Origin of the sequence: Streptomyces sp. DvalAA-43 (assembly GCF_900091725.1) — a bacterium.
Taxonomy (GTDB): Bacteria; Actinomycetota; Actinomycetes; order Streptomycetales; family Streptomycetaceae; genus Streptomyces; species Streptomyces pulveraceus.
Map to the genome: position 1 here is coordinate 108,615 of NZ_FMBW01000057.1, position 20,054 is coordinate 128,668.

The window sequence follows — 20,054 nt, forward strand, 5'->3', positions numbered from 1 at the left end:
CAGGCGAAGTACCAGCCAGTACGGGGCAGTCTTTGTGCGAGTCCGACAAAGACTCACTGTGGTCTGCTGCACACCCCTGTCAGCCTTCCGGTGTGGTCCGGTTGGGCTTCCTGCACCCGTTGGACGTCGTCCAGCCGGTCCCGCACCGGGGCGTCGGGGTGGGCGATGGTCAGCAGCACCGCCTCGTAGAACGCGTCCCGCACGGCGGCGGGCATCACGTCGGAGGCGTCCAGGCAGAGCGGCACCCGCTGGTCGGTGAGGCGGCCGCTGATCTGCTTCTCGACCGTGCCGTCCCGGGCCGGTACCCCGGAGTCCGGCGAGAATACCCCGGCCCGGCGGCCCCATTCCTCCTGGGCCCGGCGCGAGGTCAGCCGGGTGAGCAGCTCGCGGGCCTCGGCGGAGCCGCCGAAGAGCGCGGCGAAGTCGGCGGACACCTCGCGGCCCTTGAGCCTCGGGCCCGAGGGCAGCAGCGGCGCGGAGTCCGTGAAGGCGGCCCGGTCCCGGTCGTCCCCGTAGAAGGACCGGGCGAAGGAGCCCTGGTGCTCCAGCGCGCAGCCGCCGCCGAAGAGCAGTCCGCTGCCGCCCGGCGCGCCCCGGTGGTCGCGCAGCAGGGCCCGGCGGGCGGCGGCCGGGTCCTGGGCGAGCAGACCGGCCCACAGGCTCCAGGCGTGGACCACCGGGCCGTCCGTCCACTTCAGTTCCCCGGTCGCCCACCGCTCGTACAGCACCGGGCCCGCCGTCTGCAGGATCAGGTCCTCGATCCAGTCGCTGCCCGGCCAGCCCGAGGCCCCGTCGTCGCCCATGCCGATGCACCAGGAGGTCAGCGGCGCGGGTGAGGAGGGCGGCGGCCGGTCCTCGCGGTACCAGACGATGCTCTTGAGGTCCGCCTTGAGCGGCACCCAGAGATCGGCCTCTATGCCCTTCGCCTCCGGCTGCCAGGGCCTGCCGTACTTCGCGCCCGCGCCCTTGCCCAGCGGGCGGAGCCGCCGCTCCGCGGCGTACTCGACGAGGTCCCCGACGCCCGGCAGGATCGCGATGTCGGGCGGATTGCCCGCCTGCACCGCGGCGAGCAGGACCTCCCGGGTCGCGGCGGTGCCCTGGTAGGTGTACGGGGTGTCCAGCGTGTCCAGGACCGCCTTGAACTGGGCCTCCTGGTTGTCGGTCCACGGCCCGAGGATCGTCACCTTCGGCTGCTCGTCACCGCTGCCGGGCGCGGCGAGCCCGCAGCCCGCCGCCACCAGCGCCAGGCACAGCACCAGCAGGAGGGCGCGGGCGCGACGCATCATCCGGTCCTCCAGTAGTCGGCGTTCAGGTGACGGCCGATACCGACGGCGGGCAGCAGCACGATCAGGGCACCGGCCGCGAGCGCCCCGTAGTAGACGCCGCTCTGCCAGCCCTGGGCGGCCAGCCCCGCGCGGACCCGGGTCGCCGTGTCCGTGACGGCCTGCTGGGAGGCGGCCAGATCGCGGTGGTCATGGGCCTGCTGTTCGATCCGGACCAGCCCGTCGCGGGCGGTCGCCAGCCGGTCCTGGGTGGTGCTCGTCGCGATCAGCGGGCCGGTCGCCAGGAAGACGACGCCCAGCAGCGAGACCAGCAGACAGAGGTCGAGGCTGTGGCCGCAGCGGGTGCGCAGCACCCACAGCGCGGAGAGGGTGATCAGGACCAGGACCAGCAGGCCGAGTTCGGCGGCCGCCCAGCCGGACCACTGCAAGGGGTTCAGCGAGCTGAGCGTGTCGATCCGGGCCATCTGGTGCCCCTGGAGGACATCCAGGCGCGGCACCACACCGGTGCCCGCACGGGTGAGGAGCATCTCGGCCTCGGTGAACTTCTCGGTCTGCATCGGCTCGTCCGACACGTACTTCACCGCGCCGGGGGTGATGGAGCTGCTGTACGAGGTGAGCACCCCGTTCACGGTTTCGAGCACCCCGCGGCCCCGGTCCCCGTCGATCTGCACGTCGGAGAGCCGGGACAGGCCCTGGTCGGCGGCGGCGAGCTGGTTCTCGTACCGGGCACCGGCGCCGACCACGTCGGCGATGCCGCTGTGGACCGACGCCTCGGCCTCCTTGTGGGCGCGCAGCAGGGCGAGCTGGGTGGCGGCCACTCCCTGCACGGCGGGGGCGCCTCGGCTGCGCATCTCGCCCGCCGAGATCTGGACCTCGCGGTACGAGACGAGCAGGGCGCTCATCGAGACGAGGGCGGCCACCAGCATCGCGGCCAGATGCCACTCCAGCAGCCGCCGGGTCCTGGACCGGTAGGCGCCGCGGCCCGATCGTCGTCGCGGTGTCACAGCCGCCTCCCGCAGTCGATGCAGTACACGGCCGCCGGTCCGGCCGGATGGCCGCAGTGCGGGCACGGGACCGCGGGCCCGGCCCGGGGCACCGGGGGCAGCTCCACGGGGTGCCCGGAGGTGATGCTCAGCATGCCCTGGCGTACGGCGCCCGGGTCGACGCCCGGCCCGATCCGGACGATCCCGCGCGGGGCGTCCACGATGCGGGCGACCTTGCGGACCTCGTCCACGGCCCAGTCGGCGGCGATCTCGGTGGCGAGCCGGACCGCGCGTCCGAGCTGTGCCTCGGCGCGCCCGCGGTCCGCCAGGTCCAGGGCGGTGTACCCGTGGGTGAGGGCGGTCCGCATCTGCGTGGAGACGTTCATGGTGTGGATGTTGCGGCCCACGGCCCCGGAGATGCGTGCGGTGTCCGCGGCGGTTCCGGACGGCAGCCAGCTGACCACGACCGCCTCGGTGGCGCCGCCGACGGTGACGGCGGCGAACTGGAGGGGCACGCCCAGCGGGTCGTTGCCCGCGTCGGCGCGGAGGGTGAGGAGGTAGTCGCGGGATTCCGGTTTCCACTGGTGGGTGCGGAAGGCCAGGCGGCGCGGAGCGTCCTGGACGGGCTCCGGTTCCAGCAGTTGCTGATGCGGTGCGGTCTCGGTCAGCGTCACGTCCCGCACCGCGGGGCGCACGGTCACCTCGATGGGGAGCTCGGGGCTGCGGACCCGGCGCAGCCTGCCCAGGGCGGCGGTGACGGCGGGGGCGAAGGAGTCGGGCGAGGGCACGGCGGCGCCGTGCAGCCGGTCCGCAACGGCGAGCAGCGGGGCCGGGTCCCAGCCCGCTCCGGGCGCGATGACATCGGCGGTGAACTCCCCTTCGCAGCGGTCGAGTTCGATGCTCAGCGCGCTGTCCGGGCGGGTGGTGTCGTCGCCCTCGCCCCGGCTGCTGCCGTCGGTGATCAGCAGCAGGTGCCGTACGGGCAGGGCGCGTTCGGCGAAGAGTGCGCGCGCCCTGGCCAGCCAGCCGGTGTATCCGGGCGGCTCCTGTCCCTCGGCGGCCGCGGCGATCCGCCCGACGCTGAAGGCGGCGTCGCGCCGGTCGTCGGGACCGGCGAGCGCCCATCGGCCGCGCAGCGGGTAGCACTGCGCGGCCCCGCCGCCCAGCACGGTGTAGGAGATCCCGTCGGGCAGCTCCGCCACCGTCCCGGACAGCGCCGCGACGGCCGCGTCCCGCCGTACGGCGGCCACGTCCACCGCGATGACCAGGGCGATGTCGACGGCGGGGACCCGGTCGCGCGGGCCCACGGCGACCGCCCGGACCTTCACATGGGCGTCGATCCGGGCGTCCCGGTCCGGGCGCTGCCTCTTCGCGACCTGGACGGACAGACCGATGCCGAGACCGGACGACGCGGGGGTACGGCCCATTCAGCTGCCTCCGGGGGTACGGCGTCGGGGTGGGAACCAGTAGCGGGTCTGCGGGCGGACGGCGTGCGAGAGGTCGATGAGCTTCTCGTGGTCGGCGGTGTCCTTGCACTGGCGGGCCATCCAGCGGTAGGAGCCCGCCAGTTCCGCCCGTACGGCCGGTTCCCCGGGCACCGGTGCCGGGGGCAGTCCGCGCCGCCACCAGCGGCCGTCGGGCCGTACGCCACCGGCCTCCGCCCGGACCGCGTCGAGCTTCCACTCGTACAGCTCGGTACGGAGCAGCCGGGCCGCTTCGTCGCCCGTCACCACGGACGCCGGATGCGGCCCGGGGCCGCCCTCGCGCAGCGGGACCGCGGCGAGCACGGCGTCGATCCGCCGCTTCCCGGGCAGCGGTCGCCCGCCCGCCGCGAGCCGGGCGGCCCGGATGCGCAGCGCGGCGATCCGGGCGACGGCGTGGTCCCGCGACTCGTCCGGCACCAGGTCCAGCACCTCGGCCGCCGCGTCCCGGTCGCCGCGCGCCAGGGCCAGCCTGGCCAGCCCCAGCGCGGCACCGACGTGGGAGGGGTTGCGGGCGTGCACGGCCCGGAAGAGTTCGTACGCCGAAGGGATCGCACCGGCCGGGCGGTCCGGGCCGAGCTGTTCCGCGACATAGGCCAGGGCCAGCTTCGCGGCGTACTCGCCGGGCAGCGCCCGGTGGACGGCGGCGAAGTGCTCCAGGGCGGCCTCCAGCAGCTGCCGCCGGTCGTCCAGGACGTCCGCGCTGCGCAGTGCGACGAGTCCCCAGTGCCAGCTGAGGCGCCACTGCCGCACCGGCCCCGGGCCGGGGATGGCGTTCGCCGCCTCCACCTGTTCGCGCGCCAGCGCCACCGCCTCGCCGCCCTCCTGGCCGAGCAGCAGCCGGGCGTTGTGCAGGCAGATCTCCACCGACCGCTCCCCCGACCCGGGCTGGGCCAGCAGCCGGGCGGGGTCGTAGCTGCTCACCAGGAACCGGGCCGCCTCCGGGTCCCCGGGGTAGGGCCGGGGGACGGGCAGCCGCCGGGCGATCTCGGTGGGGGTGGGGATCCCGGAGTCCAGGGCGGGCGCCTCGCGTGTCTCGTCGCGGCGGTGCGGGGCGCGGTCCAGCCAGTGCGCGTAGTCGGGCACGGTGCCCAGCCGTGCGCCGAGCAGTTCGGTGGACGGGGTGAAGTAGGTGGACGGCTCGGTCCGGTCCCGCTTCCCGCGCAGCGCCCGGATCTCGCGCAGCACTCCGCGCAGTTGGCCGGCCATCTCCTCGGCGTCGGCGAACCGGCGTTCCGGGTCGCGGTCGGTGGCCCGGTCCACCACCAGCCGGAACGAGCTGGTGCCGAGGCCGGGCACATCGTCGCCGACCGCCCAGCCGGCCAGTTCGGCCAGGGTCGCGCCGACGGTGTGGATGTCGTGGGCGATGGTCAGCGCACCGTTGCCGGCCGTCTCGGGCGCGGCGTATCTGGGGGTGATGACGGGGGGCAGCCCGGCGGAGCGGCTCCCGCGCACCCCGCCGAGGTCGATGACCTTGACGCCGTCGTGCTGGTGGACGACGTTGGACGGCTTCATGTCCCCGTACAGGAATCCCATGCCGTGCAGATGGGCGAGGGCTTCGAGGATCTGGCAGCCGTAGGTGATGACGTGTTCGATGTCGAGGACGAAGTTGCCCTGCCGGGTCGCCTCGACGACGGCGGAGAGCGTGCGGTCGCCGACGTCCTGCATCACGATGTAGCCGCCGGAGACCGTGCCGTCCTCGTTGCTGGTGCTGACGAAGTCCCGGATCTGGACGATGCGTTCGTGCCGGATGGCGACGAGGCTGCGGCGCTCCTCGGCGGCCTGGGCGGCGCCCCGTTCGGCGTACCGGTTCAGCATTCCCTTCACGGCGACGAGGTCTTCGAGGTGGGTGTCGAGGGCGAGGTAGACCCAGCCCTGGCCGCCGTGGGCGATGGGCCCGAGGATCCGGTACTGGTCCTGGAGGAGCGGGCCGTCCCGGGTGAGTTCGGGGCGGTAGTTGTACGGCACCCCGCATCGGGGGCAGTGGCCCTCGTCGGGCGGCGGGGCGGCGGTGTACGGGGCGACGAAGTACGTGGCGCAGTCCTTGGACGAGCAGCTCATCCGGACGTGTGCCTGGGTCACGGCCGCGCTCAGCCGCTGTGCGGGGGTGCTCGGGCTGAGCGGGGGCAGTTCCAGCAGCCCTCTGGGCCCGCACTTCTCGGGGGAGGCGGGCAGGGGCGGGAGTCCGGGGCCGTCCTCGGAGCGGCCGCAGGTGTCGCAGTGGCCGGTGGTCTGCACGGCGCCCTCGCAGGGGGCTCCGGTGAACCGGCGGTGCGGGCAGGGAATCCTCATCGGCGACCGGCCGGGCCCGGGTCGCCGCGCTGTCCGGGTACGCCCGCCCCGCCGTGCCGCTCCAGGTCCGCCCGGAGTTCGCGCAGCAGGGCGCGCAGGGCGGTGAGCCGCTCGTAGGGGTCGTCGAGGGCGCGCAGCCGGGCCAGCTGGTGGCGGCGGCGGGCCGCGGTGGCGCGCGGCGGGGGGCTCAGGGAGGCCGATTCCACCAGGCCGTTCAGTGCGGCCCACTCCGTCTCGATGCCCTCGACGCGGCGGGTCAGGAGGTCGGCCCGCTCGTCGAGGGCGGGTAACAGCAGCTGCCGCACCACTTCGGTCACCTCTTCGCCGCCGCTGCTCCGCACGATGACGAGCAGCCGGAAGCCGAGTTCCCGCACCCGGGCCAGCAGGGGCACCAGGCGGAGCGGCTGCCGGTCCTCGTCGAGTCCGATCACGGCGAGGCTGGGGCCTTTCGCCCGGATCACGCCGGGCCCGTGGGGTCCGGCCCGGTCCGGGCGCAAGGTCCCGGGCCCCACGCCCCCTGGCTCCGCGTCCTCCGGCCGGTGGGGCGGGGTGCCGCCCGCGAGCAGCCAGTCGCGGTAGGCATGGGCCTGGTGGCGGGGGGTGCGCAGCCTGGTGATCAGCTCGTCGGCGAATTCCTCGGGGGTGGTGCGGCCGCCCCGGTAGACGAGATGGGCGCGGTGCAGGTGGTGGCCGAGGGTGCGGTCGCGGCCGCCGCCGTGCGGGACGACGCTGAAGCGGACGGCGGGTTCCTCGCTCCCGGCGAACCATCGCCGCAGCCGCCGGTCCAGCCCGTGGTCCCAGGCGTCCGGCCCGCTCAACTCGGCGACCAGCGGGATGTGTTCGGCGATCTTGTCGATCGGGATCATGTACGAGAACGCCAGGTCGTTGTCGGCCGGCAGGGCGAGTTCGAGGTCGCCGCGCCAGCTGACGACCATGCCGACGACCCGCTCGGGCGATCCGGCCGGTCCGCGGCGCACCTGCACGGCGGCCCCGCTGAACCCGCGTCTCACCACCTGTTCGTTGCGGTCGGCGTCGAGCTGGATCCAGGCGCCGTGCGCCCCACTGATCCGCCCGGTCAGCCACATCCCGTCGGCGAAGGACCGCGCGTAGCCGCCGATCCACACCTCGTCCCCGCGCTCCAGACGCCGTTCGAGCGTGGCGGGGGTGGCGTGCGGGCGGGGGCTCTCCAGGGCGAGTACGGCGATGTCCTCGCCTCTCGCGCCGACCGTGGGGAGCCAGCCGCCCTCGGCGACGCGTGCCCCGACGGACGCGATGGCGGAGTTCTCCGCGAACTCCACCCAGATCCGGGCGTCCGGCTCCTTCACGACGTGCGCGCAGGTGAGCGCCCGGTCCTGGGTGAGCAGCACCCCGGCGCCGCAGACCGGCCCGTCCGCGCCGCCCTGCCGTAATCGCAGCCGCCAGTCCGCCTTCAACTCCCCCATGCCGCAAGAGAATACGCGCGTAGCGGGCGCCGCACCCAGTCCCTGGACGTACTCCGGTCACCCGGCGTCCACCGGATGTCACGCCATGGGGCCCGCCCCGCGTACGCGTGAGGCGGGGTGCCCTGGCCGGGGCCGGCTCCCCGCTGACGCGGACCGCCCGCACACGCGTGGGACGGGGCCCCGACGCCGGCTTCCGCCCCCGCGTACGCGTGAGGCGGGACGGAAGCGCCCGTGGGGCGCTTCCGTCCCGCCTCACCGGGGTTCAGCCGCCGCAGTGGAAGCGCGCGTCGCCCCAGTCCGCGTGGTCGTTGCCGTTGCCGTCGCCGCCGTCGCCGACGACCAGGTCGACGTACTTGGCTCCGGTGACGTCGGCCGTGAGCGACCAGGCGCTGTCGGCCGCCTTCAGCACGGGCGACTTCACCTTCTCGGTGCCGTCGGCCCTGACGGAGAACTGCACGCTGCCGGCGCTCTTCTGTACGTCGTCCACGCCGACCTGGGCGGTGAACGAGGTGCACTTGCCGCCCAGGTAGTAGCGGATCCTCGCCGGTGCGTGGCTGCCCAGGCCCTTGGCGTAGACGGTGCCGCCGACGGTCAGCGGGGAGCCGTCGCCGGTGCCGGTCTCACCGTTGGAGAGATCCCGCTCCACCGGCCCCCAGCCGTTCTCGGAGGCCGTCCAGTCCAGGTCGCTGGCCCAGCTGTCGGTGGTGGGCGGCGGCGGCAGGGTCCGTACGGAGGTCTGCGCGCCGAGCGTGCGCCGGGCGCCGCCGACGGTGTACGTCGCCTTTGAACTCAGGCTGTACGTCTGGTACTTGGCGTCGACCGGCGGGGTGACCCGCCAGCTGCCGGTGGCCTCGGCGCCCGCCGCGACCGAGTCGAAGGAGACGGCGCCCGCGGGCTCCGCCTGCCAGCCCTCGGGCACGGACAGGCTCAGGGCGACGCCGGTCGCGGCCGTCGCCTCGTAGTTGGTGAACGAGACCTTGACGGTGTTGGCGGTGCCCGGCTCCAGGGTCTCGGCGGCCGGCTCGACGCCGAGGGTGCCGCAGGCGGCCTGCTCGGAGGCGGGGGCCGGTCCGAGGTCGGTCACGGTGAAGGAGTCGAGGACGAAGTCGGCGCCGTCGGGGGCGTCGTCACGCTTGCGCAGTCCGGTCCAGGTGTCGCCGCAGCCCGCGGTGACGGTCTCGGCGAAGTGGCCGGTGGTGCGCTGCTGCCCGATGGCGGTGGTCCGGGTCTCGACCGCGTCGGGCTTCCCGTCGGCGGTGATCCGGTCGTAGCCGTCGACCCATTCGTAGGCGCCCGCGTGGCTGGACTGGTAGTCGTACGCGATCTCGTAGCGGTGCCCGTCGGTCATCGGCACGGTCCACGGGGCGGTGCGGTAGACGAGTCCGGCGTTCTCCTCGTGGGACTTGAGGGACTCCTCGCCGCCGATCACGTCGTCGATCAGCTTTCCGTTCCACCCGGCCTGGGTGTACGGGGCGTGCAGCTGGGAGATGACGGTGCGGGGGTCGGTGGAGCCGCCCGCGTCGCCCTTGAGGAAGGGGCCCCAGCCCTGGTCGACGGCCTCGAAGTCCTCGTAGGAGAGGGTGTTCGCCTTGGTCTTCGGGGCGTTGGCGACGATGCGTACGTCATCGGCCCGCACGCTCGCGGCGCTGCCCTTGGCCGCCTCGATGCGCAGGGTGGTGCGGCCGTTCGCGGGGGCGGTGAAGTTCACCTTGGCGCGCTGGAAGTAGGTGCCGTGCCAGTCGGACGCGGCGACCTGGTCCTTGACGGTGGAGCGGTCCACGGCGACGGACTTCCCGCCGGCCGAGAGGGTGGTGTGCCGGGTCTTCCCGGGCTGGACCTCGATGAGCGCGGAGGCGGTGTAGCGCTTGCCGGGGGTGAGGCCGTCGATGCGCTGGGAGAGCGCGGCGGTGCCGGTGCCGGAGAGCTCGGCGCTGTTGCGGCCCTGGCCGTCGGTGTCGCGGGTGACGGTTCCGGTCTTCGACCAGGAGGTCAGCCCCTGGTCGTTGAAGCCCGGGTCGTCGACCGGGGTGCCCTGGCCCCACCGGGGGTCGGCGGCCTTCGGCGCCTGCTTCGGGTAGAGGACGTACGGCTGCCCGGCCTCGGCGGTCAGCGTGATCTTCCCGTCGACCGGCTTGACCGTGCCCGTCTTGACCCGTCCGTTGTCGGTGAGCGCGTAGACGGTGTACGTGCCGTTCGACGGCACCGCCCAGCTGCTCGTCCCGCCGGACTTGCTGTAGTGGTACAGCTTCTTGCCGCCGTCCCACGGCAGCAGGTAGTCGGTGCCGCTGAGGACCTTGCGGCCGTGGTCGTAGAACGTCCGCGTGCCGTTCTCCACCGTGCCCCGGACACCGCCGGTCAGGGTGACGTCGTTGCCGTCCCAGCGGGTGATCTGCTGCTGCTGGAGGTACTTGGCGGGCAGGTTGCGCTGCCAGATGTTGTCGTAGAAGGCGTTCCAGTCGGTCTCGCCGGTCCAGCCCTCGAACTCGTCGATGGCCGCCTGGCCGAGGACCGGATCGTTGTTCCAGACGTCCTTCTCGCCGTTGCGGATGAACCGGATGATCTTCGAGTTGAGGCCCTTGTTGGTGGCGCCGCCGTAGTCGAGGTCATTGGCCCAGTGCGACCAGAGCGAGCCCCGCTCGAACTTGTCGGCCCATTCGGTGGCGACGTTCCAGCCCTGCTTCTGCACCGACCGCAGGGTCTTGTCGGCGATCCAGCCGTGCGTGTAGTAGACGTCGATGTAGAGCAGGCTCAGGTTCGGGTCGGTCTCGTCGCGCAGCTGCTGGAAGCGCTTGGCCAGGTCGCCGCTGTTGATGTCGCGGCGCTGGTCGATGTAGTAGCTCTGGCCGAGCCAGTTCCAGCCGGGCTTGGTCTTGTCGACGAGCTTCTCGTCGAAGGCCTTGGCCTCGGGGTACGCCTCGGTGGCGTTGACGTGGACGCCGAAGGTGGCCCCCCACTTCTTGCCGTCCTTCAGGAGTTCGTTGAGGTCCTTCAGCCCGCCGGCGCGCTTGTTGTAGTCGCCGCCGTAGTCGGGGTGGGCGGAGTCGTGGCCCTCGGAGGCGTACCCCTTGAGGAGTGCCAGCTGCCCGAGTCCGTCGGTGGCCAGCGAGATCCGCTTGACGTCGTCGAGGGTGCGCAGGAAGGGGTGGGTGGCCTGGCTGGCGAAGTTGAACGGGATGTGGGTGACGACCCGGTCCGGGGTGTCCTCGCCGCCGGGCGCCTTCACGCCGATGGAGCGGAACGCCACGGCGCCGTCCTGCCAGTCGACCGTCTTGTCCCCGTTGGCGTCGGGGGTGACGACGACCTTCGCCCAGGGCAGGTCGTCCCCGCTTTCCGGCTTCGGTGCCCCGTCGCCGCGGTAGGTCCACTGGCCGGACCAGACGCCGACCCGGACGCCGCCGTCGTCGGCCTTGCGGGTCTGGTGCCAGAACCGGGCGTCGTCGCCGCCGGTGGCGCCGGACGGCTTGTCGTACGAGGAGTTGGACTCGACCGCCGCGGCGAGCGCACCAGTATTGACGATCGCGTACGAGGCACCGACCGGCGCCTTGTCGGCGGCGGTGTCCGCGGTGACCTTCGAGAAGACGTCGGCGGTCTTCGTCGAGTCGTTGTCCAGCCGGGTGAAGGCGGTGGCCCCGCCGGTGTCCGTGGAGCCCACGGACACCAGGTCGTGGCCGGGGATGTCGATGGTGCCGACGCGGAACGCCCCGGTGTCGCGGACGGCCGTCACCTTGAAGGTGGTGGCGCGCCCGGAGACCGAGAGCGAGGCGTCGATCTCGACGCCGGGCAGGTCGGTGAAGGTCAGCGTGTAGCGGGCGGCCGAGGCGGTGACCTTGGGGGCGCCCTTGAGCTTCACCGGGTGCGCGGTGCCGTTGAGGGTGACGGCGGTGACCGGCTGGGTGCTGCCGAACAGCCGGGCGCCACTGGCCCGGTCGGTGTACGCCAGGACGCGCGGGAAGTCGTCGGCGACGGCGACCGAGAGCTGCGCCGACCCGATGACGGTGGCGCCCGCGGGTACGGCCGGTCCGACTGCGGCGGGTGAGGGAGCGGAGGCGGCGGTGGCGGGGAGCGCGGTCCCCACCAGCGCCAGGACGGCGGCTGAGGCGGCGGCGACGGCGCCCGCCGAAGTGAATCTTCGCGACATGTGCCCTGAGTAGCCCCCGTGACCGGACACCGTCAACGACCTGCGACGACTCGGAGCCCTCCAGTCCAACAACCGCTCCGCGTAAGTCCAAGTGGACGGCGGGTTTCCGCCGGGCGACGGAGGCCGGGCCTCCTCACCAGCGCACGGCGGTGAAGTCGATCGGCCGGGGCCGCGCCGACGCGGTGCGTTCGGCCAGTGCGTGCAGCCGCCGGGACATCTCCTCGGCGTCCCGGCGCCGCCGGTCGCCATGGCCGGGCAGCACCCACTCGAACCGCAGCTTCCCGTCTGCCCTCGCCAGGGAGACGGCCAGCTCCTCGATGGAATACCAGGTCACGCTCTCCGCGACTTCGAGATCGTCGGTCGTGCGCGACCAGTAGAAGCTGTCGCCGCTGAAGCAGTACCGGTCGTCCGCGAGGTAGAGCACACTGCCCCGGGTGTGGCCGGGCAACGGATGGGCGGTGACGCCCTCCCCGATCTCCACCGGGTCGGTCCCCCGGATCACCTGGTCCGCGTCCGGTACGGCGTCGAGGTCGCCCTCGTGGATCCACAGCCGGGCGCCGAAGTGGTCGGCGTACCGGCGCCCGTGCGCGACGTGGTCGCGGTGGGTGAGCAGCACATCGGTGACGGGCCCCGTCGCCGCCACGTACCGCTCGGCCAGTCCGGGGCTCCAGCGCGGGGTGTCGATCATCATGACCGTGCCGGACGGGCGCCGCAGCAGATAGGAGTTGGCGCCGGCGGTCTGCCGGGAGTTGTGCCCGCAGATGAGTACGCCGTCGTCGAGCGCCATCGGGAACGGGTCGAGCGCGGGGTCCGGCTGCCCGGACGCGGAACGGATCGAGCGGGTGGGACAGGCGAAGACGGCCGCGTGTAAGCGCCGGTTCTCCGCCTCGTCGCCCGGCTGCCGCAGGATCCGCGACGCCCGTTCCTCCTCGACGATCAGCTCGGGCGCGAACTGCCGGGCGACGTCGCAGTTGGTGCAGCGGTCGTCCACGTACCAGTCGGTCATGGCTTGGCTCCTTCCACTTTCACAGGAACGGCCCGTCGAGGGCCGCCCCTCCAGGGATAGCCCACGCACGACCGGAACGGGTAGACCGCGCCGATCTTGTCTCTGGGCGCCGGGGTCTATCTCGTCGCTAGGCCGCACGCCCCCACCGACACCGCGAACTCGCACCACACCACCTTGCCCGGCTCCCGCTCCCCCACCCCCCACTTGTCGGCGAGCGCCGCCACGAGCCGCAGCCCACGGCCCCCTTCCTCCTCGCGGCCCGCCCAGGAATCGGCAAGCCGGACCGCCCCTCCCCCGCTGTCGTGGACCTCGACGCGGAGGATGCCGTCGACCGGTTCCAGGTGGAGCCGGAGGCGGAATCCACGGCCGGGCGGCACTCCGTGCAGCAGTGCGTTGGTCACGAGCTCGCTCACACAGAGCAACACGTCGTCGGCGCGGGCGTCGCACGCCCAGTCGACGAGCGCCGCGCGCACGAACTGTCGTACGAGCGGGACGGACCGGCGTTCCCGGCGGTGGAACACCTCGCGGAAGTGGGGGAGTTGAGTTGTCTCGTTCACGCTTCCAAGGTCACACAACGTCACTAGCGTTGAGCAGCGCGTCGGGTCGTACATCAGCGATGTACGACTTCTGACGGATCATCCGGGGTTCATGACGGGGAGAGGCACTCCATGCAACCGGCAAAGAAGAAGAGCAAGCGGGTCACGTCCTGGCACCTGATCGGCGCCCAGCTGGCGATGTTCCGCAAGGCGGCCCGGCTCACGCAAGCGGCCCTGGCGGAGCGGTGCTCGGTGGGCGACGACACGATCGCGTCGATCGAGCAGGGACGGAGGGCGCTGCAATGGGACTTCGCGGTCAAGCTCGACGAACTGCTGGACACGAAGGGGGCGTTGCGGGTCGCGGTGGAGAAGGTGCCGAAGAAGGAGCTGTTCTCGGCGTTCGTACAGGACTTCGTGGACTACGAGCAGGAGGCGGTGACTCTGCTCTCGTACCAGGACAGGGTGGTGCCGGGGTTGCTCCAGACGGAGGAGTACGCGCACTTCCTCTTCGCCTGCGAATACCCGCCCCTCGAAGAGGATCAGGCGGAGGAGTGGCTGGCCGCCCGTCTCGACCGGCAGCGGCTGTTGGAACGCAGGCCGCGCCCGATGCTGCACTTCATCCTGGAGGAGAGCATCCTGCGCAGCCAGATCGGCGATCCAGCCATGCTTCGGGAGCAGATCGCCCACCTGCGCCGCTGCATGGAACTCCCCTTCCTCGGGCTCCAGATCATGCCGATGAACCTGCCGAAGCACGCCGGGCTGACGGGACCCATGGTGCTGCTGGAGACCCCCGACCACGACCACCTCGCCTACGTAGAAGGGCAGCTGACCAGCTACCTGCACGACGACCCCGACGTCGTCAGTGTGTTCTTGCAGAAATATGGGATGCTGCGTTCGCAGGCGCTTTCCGTCGAGAAGAGCGCGCGCCTACTGGACGAACTGCTTGGAGAGAGATGACCCGCGCAGCACACCCGGCCGCCAGCACCACCACCCTCGCCTGGTTCAAGTCCAGCTACAGCGGACCCCAGGGCGGTGACTGCATCGAAGTCGCCCATGAATGGCGCAAGTCGAGCTACAGCAGCGACCAGGGCGGCGCCTGCCTCGAAGTGGCCTACGACTGGCACAAGTCCAGCTACAGCAGCGGCCAGGGCGGTGACTGCGTGGAGGTGGCCGCCCACCCCGCCGCCGTGCACATCCGCGACTCCAAGGTGACGGACGGCCCCGTCCTCACGGTTCCCCCCGCCGCCTGGACCGCGTTCCTGGACGCCACGGTCTGACGACGCTGTGGCCCGGCACGCCGGGCCGCAACCCCCATCGAGTGACGTCGAGTTGTGAAGACTTCCCGTTTCTGAGAGCGCTCTCAGTCATAAGTATTGACGGCTGAGGCAGCCCTCAGGAGAGTGGTTGATCCCCCCACACACCTCGGGAGTCCTCTCGTGATTTCGCGCAGGCTGTTTCTGACGGGCGGCGCTGCCGCCACCGCGACCGCCCTCACCTACCCGGTCTGGGGCAGCGCCCTGAGCCCGAGCGCTTCCGCCGCTCCGGCGACCTGTGAACTCGCCCTGGAGAACCGCTCGCTGCCGGGCAGGGTCAACGCCTATGTCACCGGCCATGAGCAGGGCACCGACCGCTGGGTGCTGCTGCGCGCGGACGGCAGCGTCTACCACCCCGACTCCCCCGCCGCCCCGCAGACCCCGCTGCCGGTCGACTGCGCCATCCCCCTGAACCCGGCGGGCAGTGCTCCGGTGGTCCTCACGCTGCCGCAGATGTACGGCGCGCGCGTGTACTTCGTACGCGACGACACACTCACGTTCTACCTCAACCCCGGGCCCGCCCTGGTCGAGCCGGCGTTCGCGACGTCCACCGACGCCAACTACGGCCGTACGTGGTCGTTCTGCGAGTTCACCTTCAACCCTCAGCAGCTGTACGCGAACATCAGCTACGTCGACCTGGTCACCGCACTGCCGATCGGCCTGACCCTGACCGGCGACGCGACGCACACGGTGGCGCCGCTCCCGGACGGCGCGGTGCAGCGGATCGCGGACGGCCTCACCGCCCAGGCCGCCGCCGACGGCCAGCCGTGGGACAAGCTGGTGATCCGTGGGTCGGACGGCAACGTCCTGCGGGTGATCTCGCCGCAGAACCTGATGGCACCGTTCTTCGACCGCCCGGACGAGATGCCGTTCCGGGACGTGTTCACGTCGTACATCGACCGGGTCTGGGAGAAGTACCGCTCCACCGACCTGCGCATCGACCTCCAGGGCGGCCGGGGAGTACGCACAGGCCGGGTCAGTGGTGACCTCCTGACCTTCGAGGGCGGCCACACCTTCACCAAGCCCGCCTCCAAGGACGTCTTCACCTGCAACCACGGCCCGTTCGCCAACAACCCGGACGACCCGGACGACAAGAAGGCCCTCCTGGCCCGCCTGGCCTCCGGCTTCAACCGCTCCCTGATGCTCACCCACCCCGACCAGCCGAACGGCACCTCGACCGCCGACTACTACCAGGACCCGGCCACCAACCACTGGTCCCGCGTCGTCCACGCCAACACCCCGATCGGCTACGCCTTCCCCTACGACGACGTCCGCCCCGACGGCGAGCCCGACGTCTCAGGCGCCGCCAACGACGGCAACCCCCACCGCTTCACGGTGACCGTGGGGGCCTGAGCCGACGGCCCCCGGGGCCGCCCGCCCTGGCGACACGACGGGCGGCCCAGATGCCCACAACAACGGTGAAAGGGCCTCCGGGAAACTGTGCGGATGGGGATCACTCCACCGAGCCACCCGGAGGCCCTGCCTTGTCGAAGAGAACCATGTGCGTAGAGGGCTGGCCTGACGCGGGGGAAGGCCGCCGAAATTCGCCCTCGATGAGCCTAGCGCGCAGGGCACGATGAACGGCCGCTACTGGTTCGTCTCGGTACTCATGGAACCAGTCAGTGGCCTGAAGCAGAAAGGAGCCATTCGGCAGCACCGAGATCGAGGAGAAAGCACCCGAATCACGCAGCGCGTCGACGCCTCCGAGATGGTGCAAAATATCGTCGGGGGCGACCGTGAGCCATGAATATCCCCTGAGCCGCTCACGCCAGTTTGGCGTATTACGCGATGGAACACGCACTGGCCCGCGAAGATAGCTCTCAAGTTCAGTACGCCCGCCGGAATGCGCGTACGAGAAGTGCCCGAACACCACATTATAGCGACCGCACGCCCAGCGGACCGTAGACAGCAAGCGCGAATGCTCATTTCGTGCCGTATCGGAATTAGCCAACACAGCCTCGTCGACTTGGTAAACAAGTTTGACATAATTCGGCAATTCCTCATCAAAGGAAGCCGAGAGCCGGATTACGGAATTGGAGATCTCACCATCTCCGGCGAACTTACCGATCTTGACATCGGCCGATTCAGGCTTTTCAACGAGACGACTCTTCAACCATGGCCGGGCTTCTTCTACATAAGGGTTGTACAGCACATCGAAAGTACCCAGAGGAGAGACGGATATCGATCCCCACAGCCCGACCCCCCGTTGCATCGGAATACTGTCTCGCATTCGCAAGAGCCCATCCACCGAAACTCGAAGACCATCCTGAAGTCTACCCAGTTCTCCGCCGATGGCAGCCTTGGCTACTCCCTCGGTAAGCCAGTCGAATGCCACGGAAGACAATCCATCATCATCTTCATCATAGATAGTAAGCTCCATCACAAGATCATGACTAAGGCCTGAATTCACCAAGGAAAAGGCATCCATTTTTCACCTCGAAGAGTTCCAAGTCATTTCCGACTACGCAGAGTACTCCTGCCCTCGTTGCGCCAGAGAATATATCTCTGCTGCTGCGACGTCGACCGCCATGCCTGAATCGCGATGGGCCCCGACACGGGGCAGGGCCCATTCTCTTGCGTAGAACAGTGAAAGAATTCGATAACATCGCCGCATGATTCTCATACGCGAGATGACACTGGACGATGTCGACGCCGTGGCCGAAGTACGCGTGCGCGGCTGGCAGACGGCCTACGCCGGGCTCATGCCGCAGCCGTATCTGGACTCGATGTCCGTGACGGAGGACGCCCGTCAGCGCCGCGCGTTCCTGGAACGCGGCACCGGCGCCATGGCCAACTGGGTCGCCGAACGTGGGGGCGAGGTCGTGGGATGGGCCTGCTTCGGCCCCCATCAGGAACCCGAAGGGCCGCCGCGCGGTGGTGAGTTGTACGCCATGTACGTGCTGCCCGAGCAGCGCTCCACGGGGATCGGGCGGGCGCTGATGGAGACAGTGGTCGCCGAGGGGCGCCGCCGGGGGCTGCCCTGGGTGAGGCTCTGGGTCCTCAAGGAGAACGCTCCGGGGCGGCGCTTCTACGAGCGGGCGGGCTTCCGCCCCGACGGGCACGAGGAGAGTTCCGACATCGACGGAACTCCCGTGCCGGAGGTGCGCTATGAGCTGTCGCTGACCACGGCGACGCCGTAGCCGGAACCAGGGGGCGCGGCGCTTCCAGGGCGCCGCGTACAGGGCGCCGCCGGAGTTCGGGCCGGGCAGCCCAGGCGGTGGGACCGACTCGTTGACTGGGCCGCGCTGTTCGGACACTTGGCCGCACTGCTCGGCGGGCCGACTCCCGGCATCCGGACGTGCCCGCGACCGGAGTGCTGCGCCGTGCCGTGCCCGAGCCTTCTCCTCAGCGCTCCCGCGCGTACGTCACGATCCACGCAATAGTGAAGACGACCCCGAGAACTCCCACGCCGAAGATGCCGAAGCCCGTCCAGATCCCCTTTCCGTCCACCATGGAGCGCACCCCGCCGACGAGCCCGCCGACGGCCATGCTGACGCCGAGGACGAACGCCCGTGATCCCCGGGGGCTCAGCCAGTGCCACAGGTTCGGACGGCGGCGGCCGGGCGACGGCGGGCCTGCGGAGTGTGTCACCAGTGACTCACCATTCCTGGTTCTGCCGGGGATTCCACGTGGGTGTCACTGAGTTCCTTCTTCGACGGGGTGCAGTAGAAGTCGATTCCCGTCGCCAACACGACGGCCTGCGCACCGCATATCTTCCCACCGAACTTGCCGATCGAGTTCATGAACGTGGGGCGGTGGTGCCTCCTCTTCACATCGCTCAGGTTCGATCCCTTCTCAAGGTGCTTGCCGGCCTCGTCGGCGGTGTAGCCGGGCGAGCCGCTGATGAGTCCCTGCGCCGTGCCGTTGAGATCTCCAAGCGCGAATGACCGACGCGGCCCGGGACAGCGACACGGGGTGTCCCTGTCCGGCGGACAGGGACACCCCGTGCGGGTCGATGCGTACGGAGGTCAGCAGCCGCCGCAGTTGTAGTACGTCACGTCCCAGTGGCTGCCCTCGTCGGCGTAGACGTTGCCGGAACCCGCCTGGTACTGGGGGGCGCCGTCGCCGCGCAGGCCGATGTAGGCGAAGACGTTGTGGATGTAGTTGGTGAGGCAGGTCGACTTGGCGAAGTCGAGCTTGTAGCCGTTCCAGTGGGAGTACGTACCGCTGGCGTGCCCGGTCTCGGTGCCGCCGGTGATGTTCAGCGCGCAGCCCGTGGCGCTCTTGAGGGTCTGGGCGCCCTGGGCGGTGGCCAGGTTGAGCTGGTCGAACGAGGTGCAGGTGGCGACGTTGCGGTCGGAGCAGCCGCCGGAGGACGACCAGGTGACCCCGGAGGAGTTGAACCGGGCGGCGGCGTCGGCGTGGGTGAGCTTGGTGGCGGCGTGGGCCTGGGTGGCGCCGCCGCCGAGGACACCGATGCCCGGGGCGAAGAGAACACCCAGGACGAGGGCGAATGCGGTCAGGACGGGACGCAGTCTCATAGAGGACGGCATGGGGGGATTCCTCCTGCTCATGACAAGTGAGGGGCATGGAGATACTGCCCGAGTTCTACGCGCGTCCGCCAGAGGGTGGCGGCAACGACCGGAGGCAATTGGGCCGCCGGTCGTTGCCCGTTCGGCCTTCGTTCGGTCGCGGTTCGACCTTCGATCGACCTTCGATCGGTCGCGGTTCGGTCTTCGATCGAGCCTGGATCAGCTCTCGCCCGGTCTTCGACCGGCCGCCACTCGTGGCATCCCCGGCCTTTGGGCACGACATCCCCACACCTTGATGTTGAACATTGAACTAGATCGCGCTAGAGTCAATCTCGTTGAAGGTTAAACAAAAGCTTCGACCGCCGCTCGACCCCGTGCTCGATCACGTCCCCCGAGGAGGAGCCATGGCTCTGTTCAACCGCAAGAACAACAACGCCCCGTCCGCCACCGCCACCGCCACCGCCGTCGCCCCCGCCGTGGACCCGGCCCTCGCCGCCCTGACCGGCGACTACGCGATCGACCCGGCCCACAGCAGCATCGGCTTCACCGTGCGGCACGCCATGGTCACCAATGTGCGCGGCACCTTCGGCGAGCACGAGGGCAGCCTGAAGCTGGACGGCTCCGACCCGGCGAACTCCACCGCGTCGATCGACGTCAGGATCGGCAGCGTCGACACCGGCATCGCCGACCGCGACAACCACCTGGTCAGCGGCGACTTCTTCGACGCCGAGCAGTTCCCGCTCATGACGTTCCGCTCCACCCGCGCCGAGCAGCTCGGCGGCGACACGTACCGCGTCACGGGCGACCTGACCATCAAGGACGTCACGCGGCCGCTCTCCATCGACCTGGAGTTCAACGGCTCCGCCACCGATGTCTACGGCAACGAGCGGGTCGGCTTCGAGGGCAGCGCGGACATCCTGCGCTCCGACTGGGGCCTGACCTGGAACGCGGCGCTGGAGACCGGCGGTGTGATGGTCAGCGACAAGGTCAAGCTGAACTTCGACATCTCCGCGATCAAGTCCGCCGTGGCGCAGGGCTGACGCCCGCCGTACTCCCTGTCCCGCGCGCGCCCGCCTGCCCCTCCCCCGCCGGGGAGGGAGGCGGGCGC

The 20,054-nt window shown here is 70.9% G+C and carries 16 protein-coding genes; 5 read left to right on the top strand and 11 right to left on the bottom strand.

Annotation, left to right across the window (positions count from 1 at the left end; translation table 11 throughout):
- Window positions 1-53: 53 nt before the first annotated feature.
- The 8 genes from GA0115234_RS23945 to GA0115234_RS23980 all read right to left on the bottom strand — a co-directional run bounded on the left by GA0115234_RS23945 (window position 54) and on the right by GA0115234_RS23980 (window position 13,182).
- The gene (locus tag GA0115234_RS23945; RefSeq protein WP_093545197.1) at window positions 54-1,286 is read right to left on the bottom strand and encodes a hypothetical protein; all 1,233 of its coding nucleotides are present in this window, start codon (window positions 1,284-1,286) and stop codon (window positions 54-56) included.
- Window positions 1,283-2,287 (bottom strand): hypothetical protein, encoded by a 1,005-nt coding sequence (locus GA0115234_RS23950; protein WP_256088790.1) that lies wholly within the window; start codon window positions 2,285-2,287, stop codon window positions 1,283-1,285. The genes GA0115234_RS23945 and GA0115234_RS23950 overlap by 4 nt, the downstream gene beginning before the upstream one ends.
- Window positions 2,284-3,693, bottom strand: a complete 1,410-nt coding sequence (locus GA0115234_RS23955) for a hypothetical protein (RefSeq protein ID WP_093545200.1) — start codon at window positions 3,691-3,693, stop codon at window positions 2,284-2,286. Before GA0115234_RS23955 ends, GA0115234_RS23950 begins: the two co-directional genes overlap by 4 nt.
- Complete coding sequence (locus tag GA0115234_RS23960) at window positions 3,694-6,039, bottom strand: serine/threonine protein kinase (RefSeq protein ID WP_093545203.1); 2,346 nt, start codon at window positions 6,037-6,039, stop codon at window positions 3,694-3,696.
- A complete protein-coding gene (locus tag GA0115234_RS23965; RefSeq protein ID WP_107405802.1) occupies window positions 6,036-7,481 on the bottom strand; it encodes a S1 family peptidase in 1,446 nt (481 codons plus the stop codon). Before GA0115234_RS23965 ends, GA0115234_RS23960 begins: the two co-directional genes overlap by 4 nt.
- 262 nt (window positions 7,482-7,743) lie before the next feature.
- Window positions 7,744-11,619, bottom strand: a complete 3,876-nt coding sequence (locus GA0115234_RS23970; RefSeq protein WP_093545206.1) for an endo-alpha-N-acetylgalactosaminidase family protein — start codon at window positions 11,617-11,619, stop codon at window positions 7,744-7,746.
- A 133-nt stretch (window positions 11,620-11,752) separates the two neighbouring features.
- Entirely contained in the window at window positions 11,753-12,625 is an 873-nt protein-coding gene (locus tag GA0115234_RS23975; protein ID WP_093545209.1) for an MBL fold metallo-hydrolase, read from the bottom strand.
- A 116-nt stretch (window positions 12,626-12,741) separates the two neighbouring features.
- A complete protein-coding gene (locus GA0115234_RS23980; RefSeq protein WP_093545329.1) occupies window positions 12,742-13,182 on the bottom strand; it encodes an ATP-binding protein in 441 nt (146 codons plus the stop codon).
- A 111-nt stretch (window positions 13,183-13,293) separates the two neighbouring features.
- Here GA0115234_RS23980 and GA0115234_RS23985 point away from each other — a divergent pair, with 111 nt between their 5' ends.
- From GA0115234_RS23985 to GA0115234_RS23995, 3 genes are all read left to right on the top strand, one after another.
- Entirely contained in the window at window positions 13,294-14,118 is an 825-nt protein-coding gene (locus GA0115234_RS23985; RefSeq protein ID WP_093545212.1) for a helix-turn-helix domain-containing protein, read from the top strand.
- Window positions 14,115-14,438, top strand: a complete 324-nt coding sequence (locus tag GA0115234_RS23990; protein ID WP_093545215.1) for a DUF397 domain-containing protein — start codon at window positions 14,115-14,117, stop codon at window positions 14,436-14,438. Before GA0115234_RS23985 ends, GA0115234_RS23990 begins: the two co-directional genes overlap by 4 nt.
- A gap of 159 nt (window positions 14,439-14,597) precedes the next feature.
- The gene (locus GA0115234_RS23995) at window positions 14,598-15,827 is read left to right on the top strand and encodes a glycoside hydrolase family 64 protein (protein WP_093545218.1); all 1,230 of its coding nucleotides are present in this window, start codon (window positions 14,598-14,600) and stop codon (window positions 15,825-15,827) included.
- 100 nt (window positions 15,828-15,927) lie between these two features.
- Here GA0115234_RS23995 and GA0115234_RS41885 read toward each other — a convergent pair whose 3' ends face one another.
- The gene (locus tag GA0115234_RS41885) at window positions 15,928-16,902 is read right to left on the bottom strand and encodes a DUF3396 domain-containing protein (RefSeq protein ID WP_141718463.1); all 975 of its coding nucleotides are present in this window, start codon (window positions 16,900-16,902) and stop codon (window positions 15,928-15,930) included.
- Window positions 16,903-17,086: 184 nt separating this feature from the next.
- On the opposite strand from GA0115234_RS41885, the gene GA0115234_RS24000 reads away from it, so the two are divergent.
- Window positions 17,087-17,614 carry a GNAT family N-acetyltransferase gene (locus GA0115234_RS24000; RefSeq protein WP_237541660.1) on the top strand — a complete coding sequence of 176 codons (528 nt, stop codon included), beginning with the start codon at window positions 17,087-17,089 and terminating at the stop codon, window positions 17,612-17,614.
- Window positions 17,615-17,819: 205 nt separating this feature from the next.
- Here GA0115234_RS24000 and GA0115234_RS24005 read toward each other — a convergent pair whose 3' ends face one another.
- Both GA0115234_RS24005 and GA0115234_RS24010 read right to left on the bottom strand, forming a co-directional pair.
- Window positions 17,820-18,065 carry a hypothetical protein gene (locus tag GA0115234_RS24005; protein WP_256088791.1) on the bottom strand — a complete coding sequence of 82 codons (246 nt, stop codon included), beginning with the start codon at window positions 18,063-18,065 and terminating at the stop codon, window positions 17,820-17,822.
- 377 nt (window positions 18,066-18,442) lie between these two features.
- The gene (locus GA0115234_RS24010; RefSeq protein WP_093545224.1) at window positions 18,443-18,967 is read right to left on the bottom strand and encodes a hypothetical protein; all 525 of its coding nucleotides are present in this window, start codon (window positions 18,965-18,967) and stop codon (window positions 18,443-18,445) included.
- A 383-nt stretch (window positions 18,968-19,350) separates the two neighbouring features.
- On the opposite strand from GA0115234_RS24010, the gene GA0115234_RS24015 reads away from it, so the two are divergent.
- On the top strand, window positions 19,351-19,986 hold the full coding sequence (locus GA0115234_RS24015) for a YceI family protein (protein ID WP_093545227.1): 636 nt from the start codon (window positions 19,351-19,353) through the stop codon (window positions 19,984-19,986).
- The last annotated feature ends 68 nt before the right edge of the window (window positions 19,987-20,054 follow it).

What these genes read in the sequence shown, in the direction of transcription:
- GA0115234_RS23945 (WP_093545197.1), bottom strand. Translation starts at nt 1,286, where the DNA reads ATGATGCGTCGCGCCCGCGCCCTCCTGCTGGTGCTGTGCCTGGCGCTG.
- GA0115234_RS23955 (WP_093545200.1), bottom strand. Translation starts at nt 3,693, where the DNA reads ATGGGCCGTACCCCCGCGTCGTCCGGTCTCGGCATCGGTCTGTCCGTC.
- GA0115234_RS23960 (WP_093545203.1), bottom strand. Translation starts at nt 6,039, where the DNA reads ATGAGGATTCCCTGCCCGCACCGCCGGTTCACCGGAGCCCCCTGCGAG.
- GA0115234_RS23965 (WP_107405802.1), bottom strand. Translation starts at nt 7,481, where the DNA reads ATGGGGGAGTTGAAGGCGGACTGGCGGCTGCGATTACGGCAGGGCGGC.
- GA0115234_RS23970 (WP_093545206.1), bottom strand. Translation starts at nt 11,619, where the DNA reads ATGTCGCGAAGATTCACTTCGGCGGGCGCCGTCGCCGCCGCCTCAGCC.
- GA0115234_RS23975 (WP_093545209.1), bottom strand. Translation starts at nt 12,625, where the DNA reads ATGACCGACTGGTACGTGGACGACCGCTGCACCAACTGCGACGTCGCC.
- GA0115234_RS23985 (WP_093545212.1), top strand. Translation starts at nt 13,294, where the DNA reads ATGCAACCGGCAAAGAAGAAGAGCAAGCGGGTCACGTCCTGGCACCTG.
- GA0115234_RS23990 (WP_093545215.1), top strand. Translation starts at nt 14,115, where the DNA reads ATGACCCGCGCAGCACACCCGGCCGCCAGCACCACCACCCTCGCCTGG.
- GA0115234_RS41885 (WP_141718463.1), bottom strand. Translation starts at nt 16,902, where the DNA reads ATGGATGCCTTTTCCTTGGTGAATTCAGGCCTTAGTCATGATCTTGTG.
- GA0115234_RS24000 (WP_237541660.1), top strand. Translation starts at nt 17,087, where the DNA reads ATGATTCTCATACGCGAGATGACACTGGACGATGTCGACGCCGTGGCC.
- GA0115234_RS24010 (WP_093545224.1), bottom strand. Translation starts at nt 18,967, where the DNA reads ATGCCGTCCTCTATGAGACTGCGTCCCGTCCTGACCGCATTCGCCCTC.
- GA0115234_RS24015 (WP_093545227.1), top strand. Translation starts at nt 19,351, where the DNA reads ATGGCTCTGTTCAACCGCAAGAACAACAACGCCCCGTCCGCCACCGCC.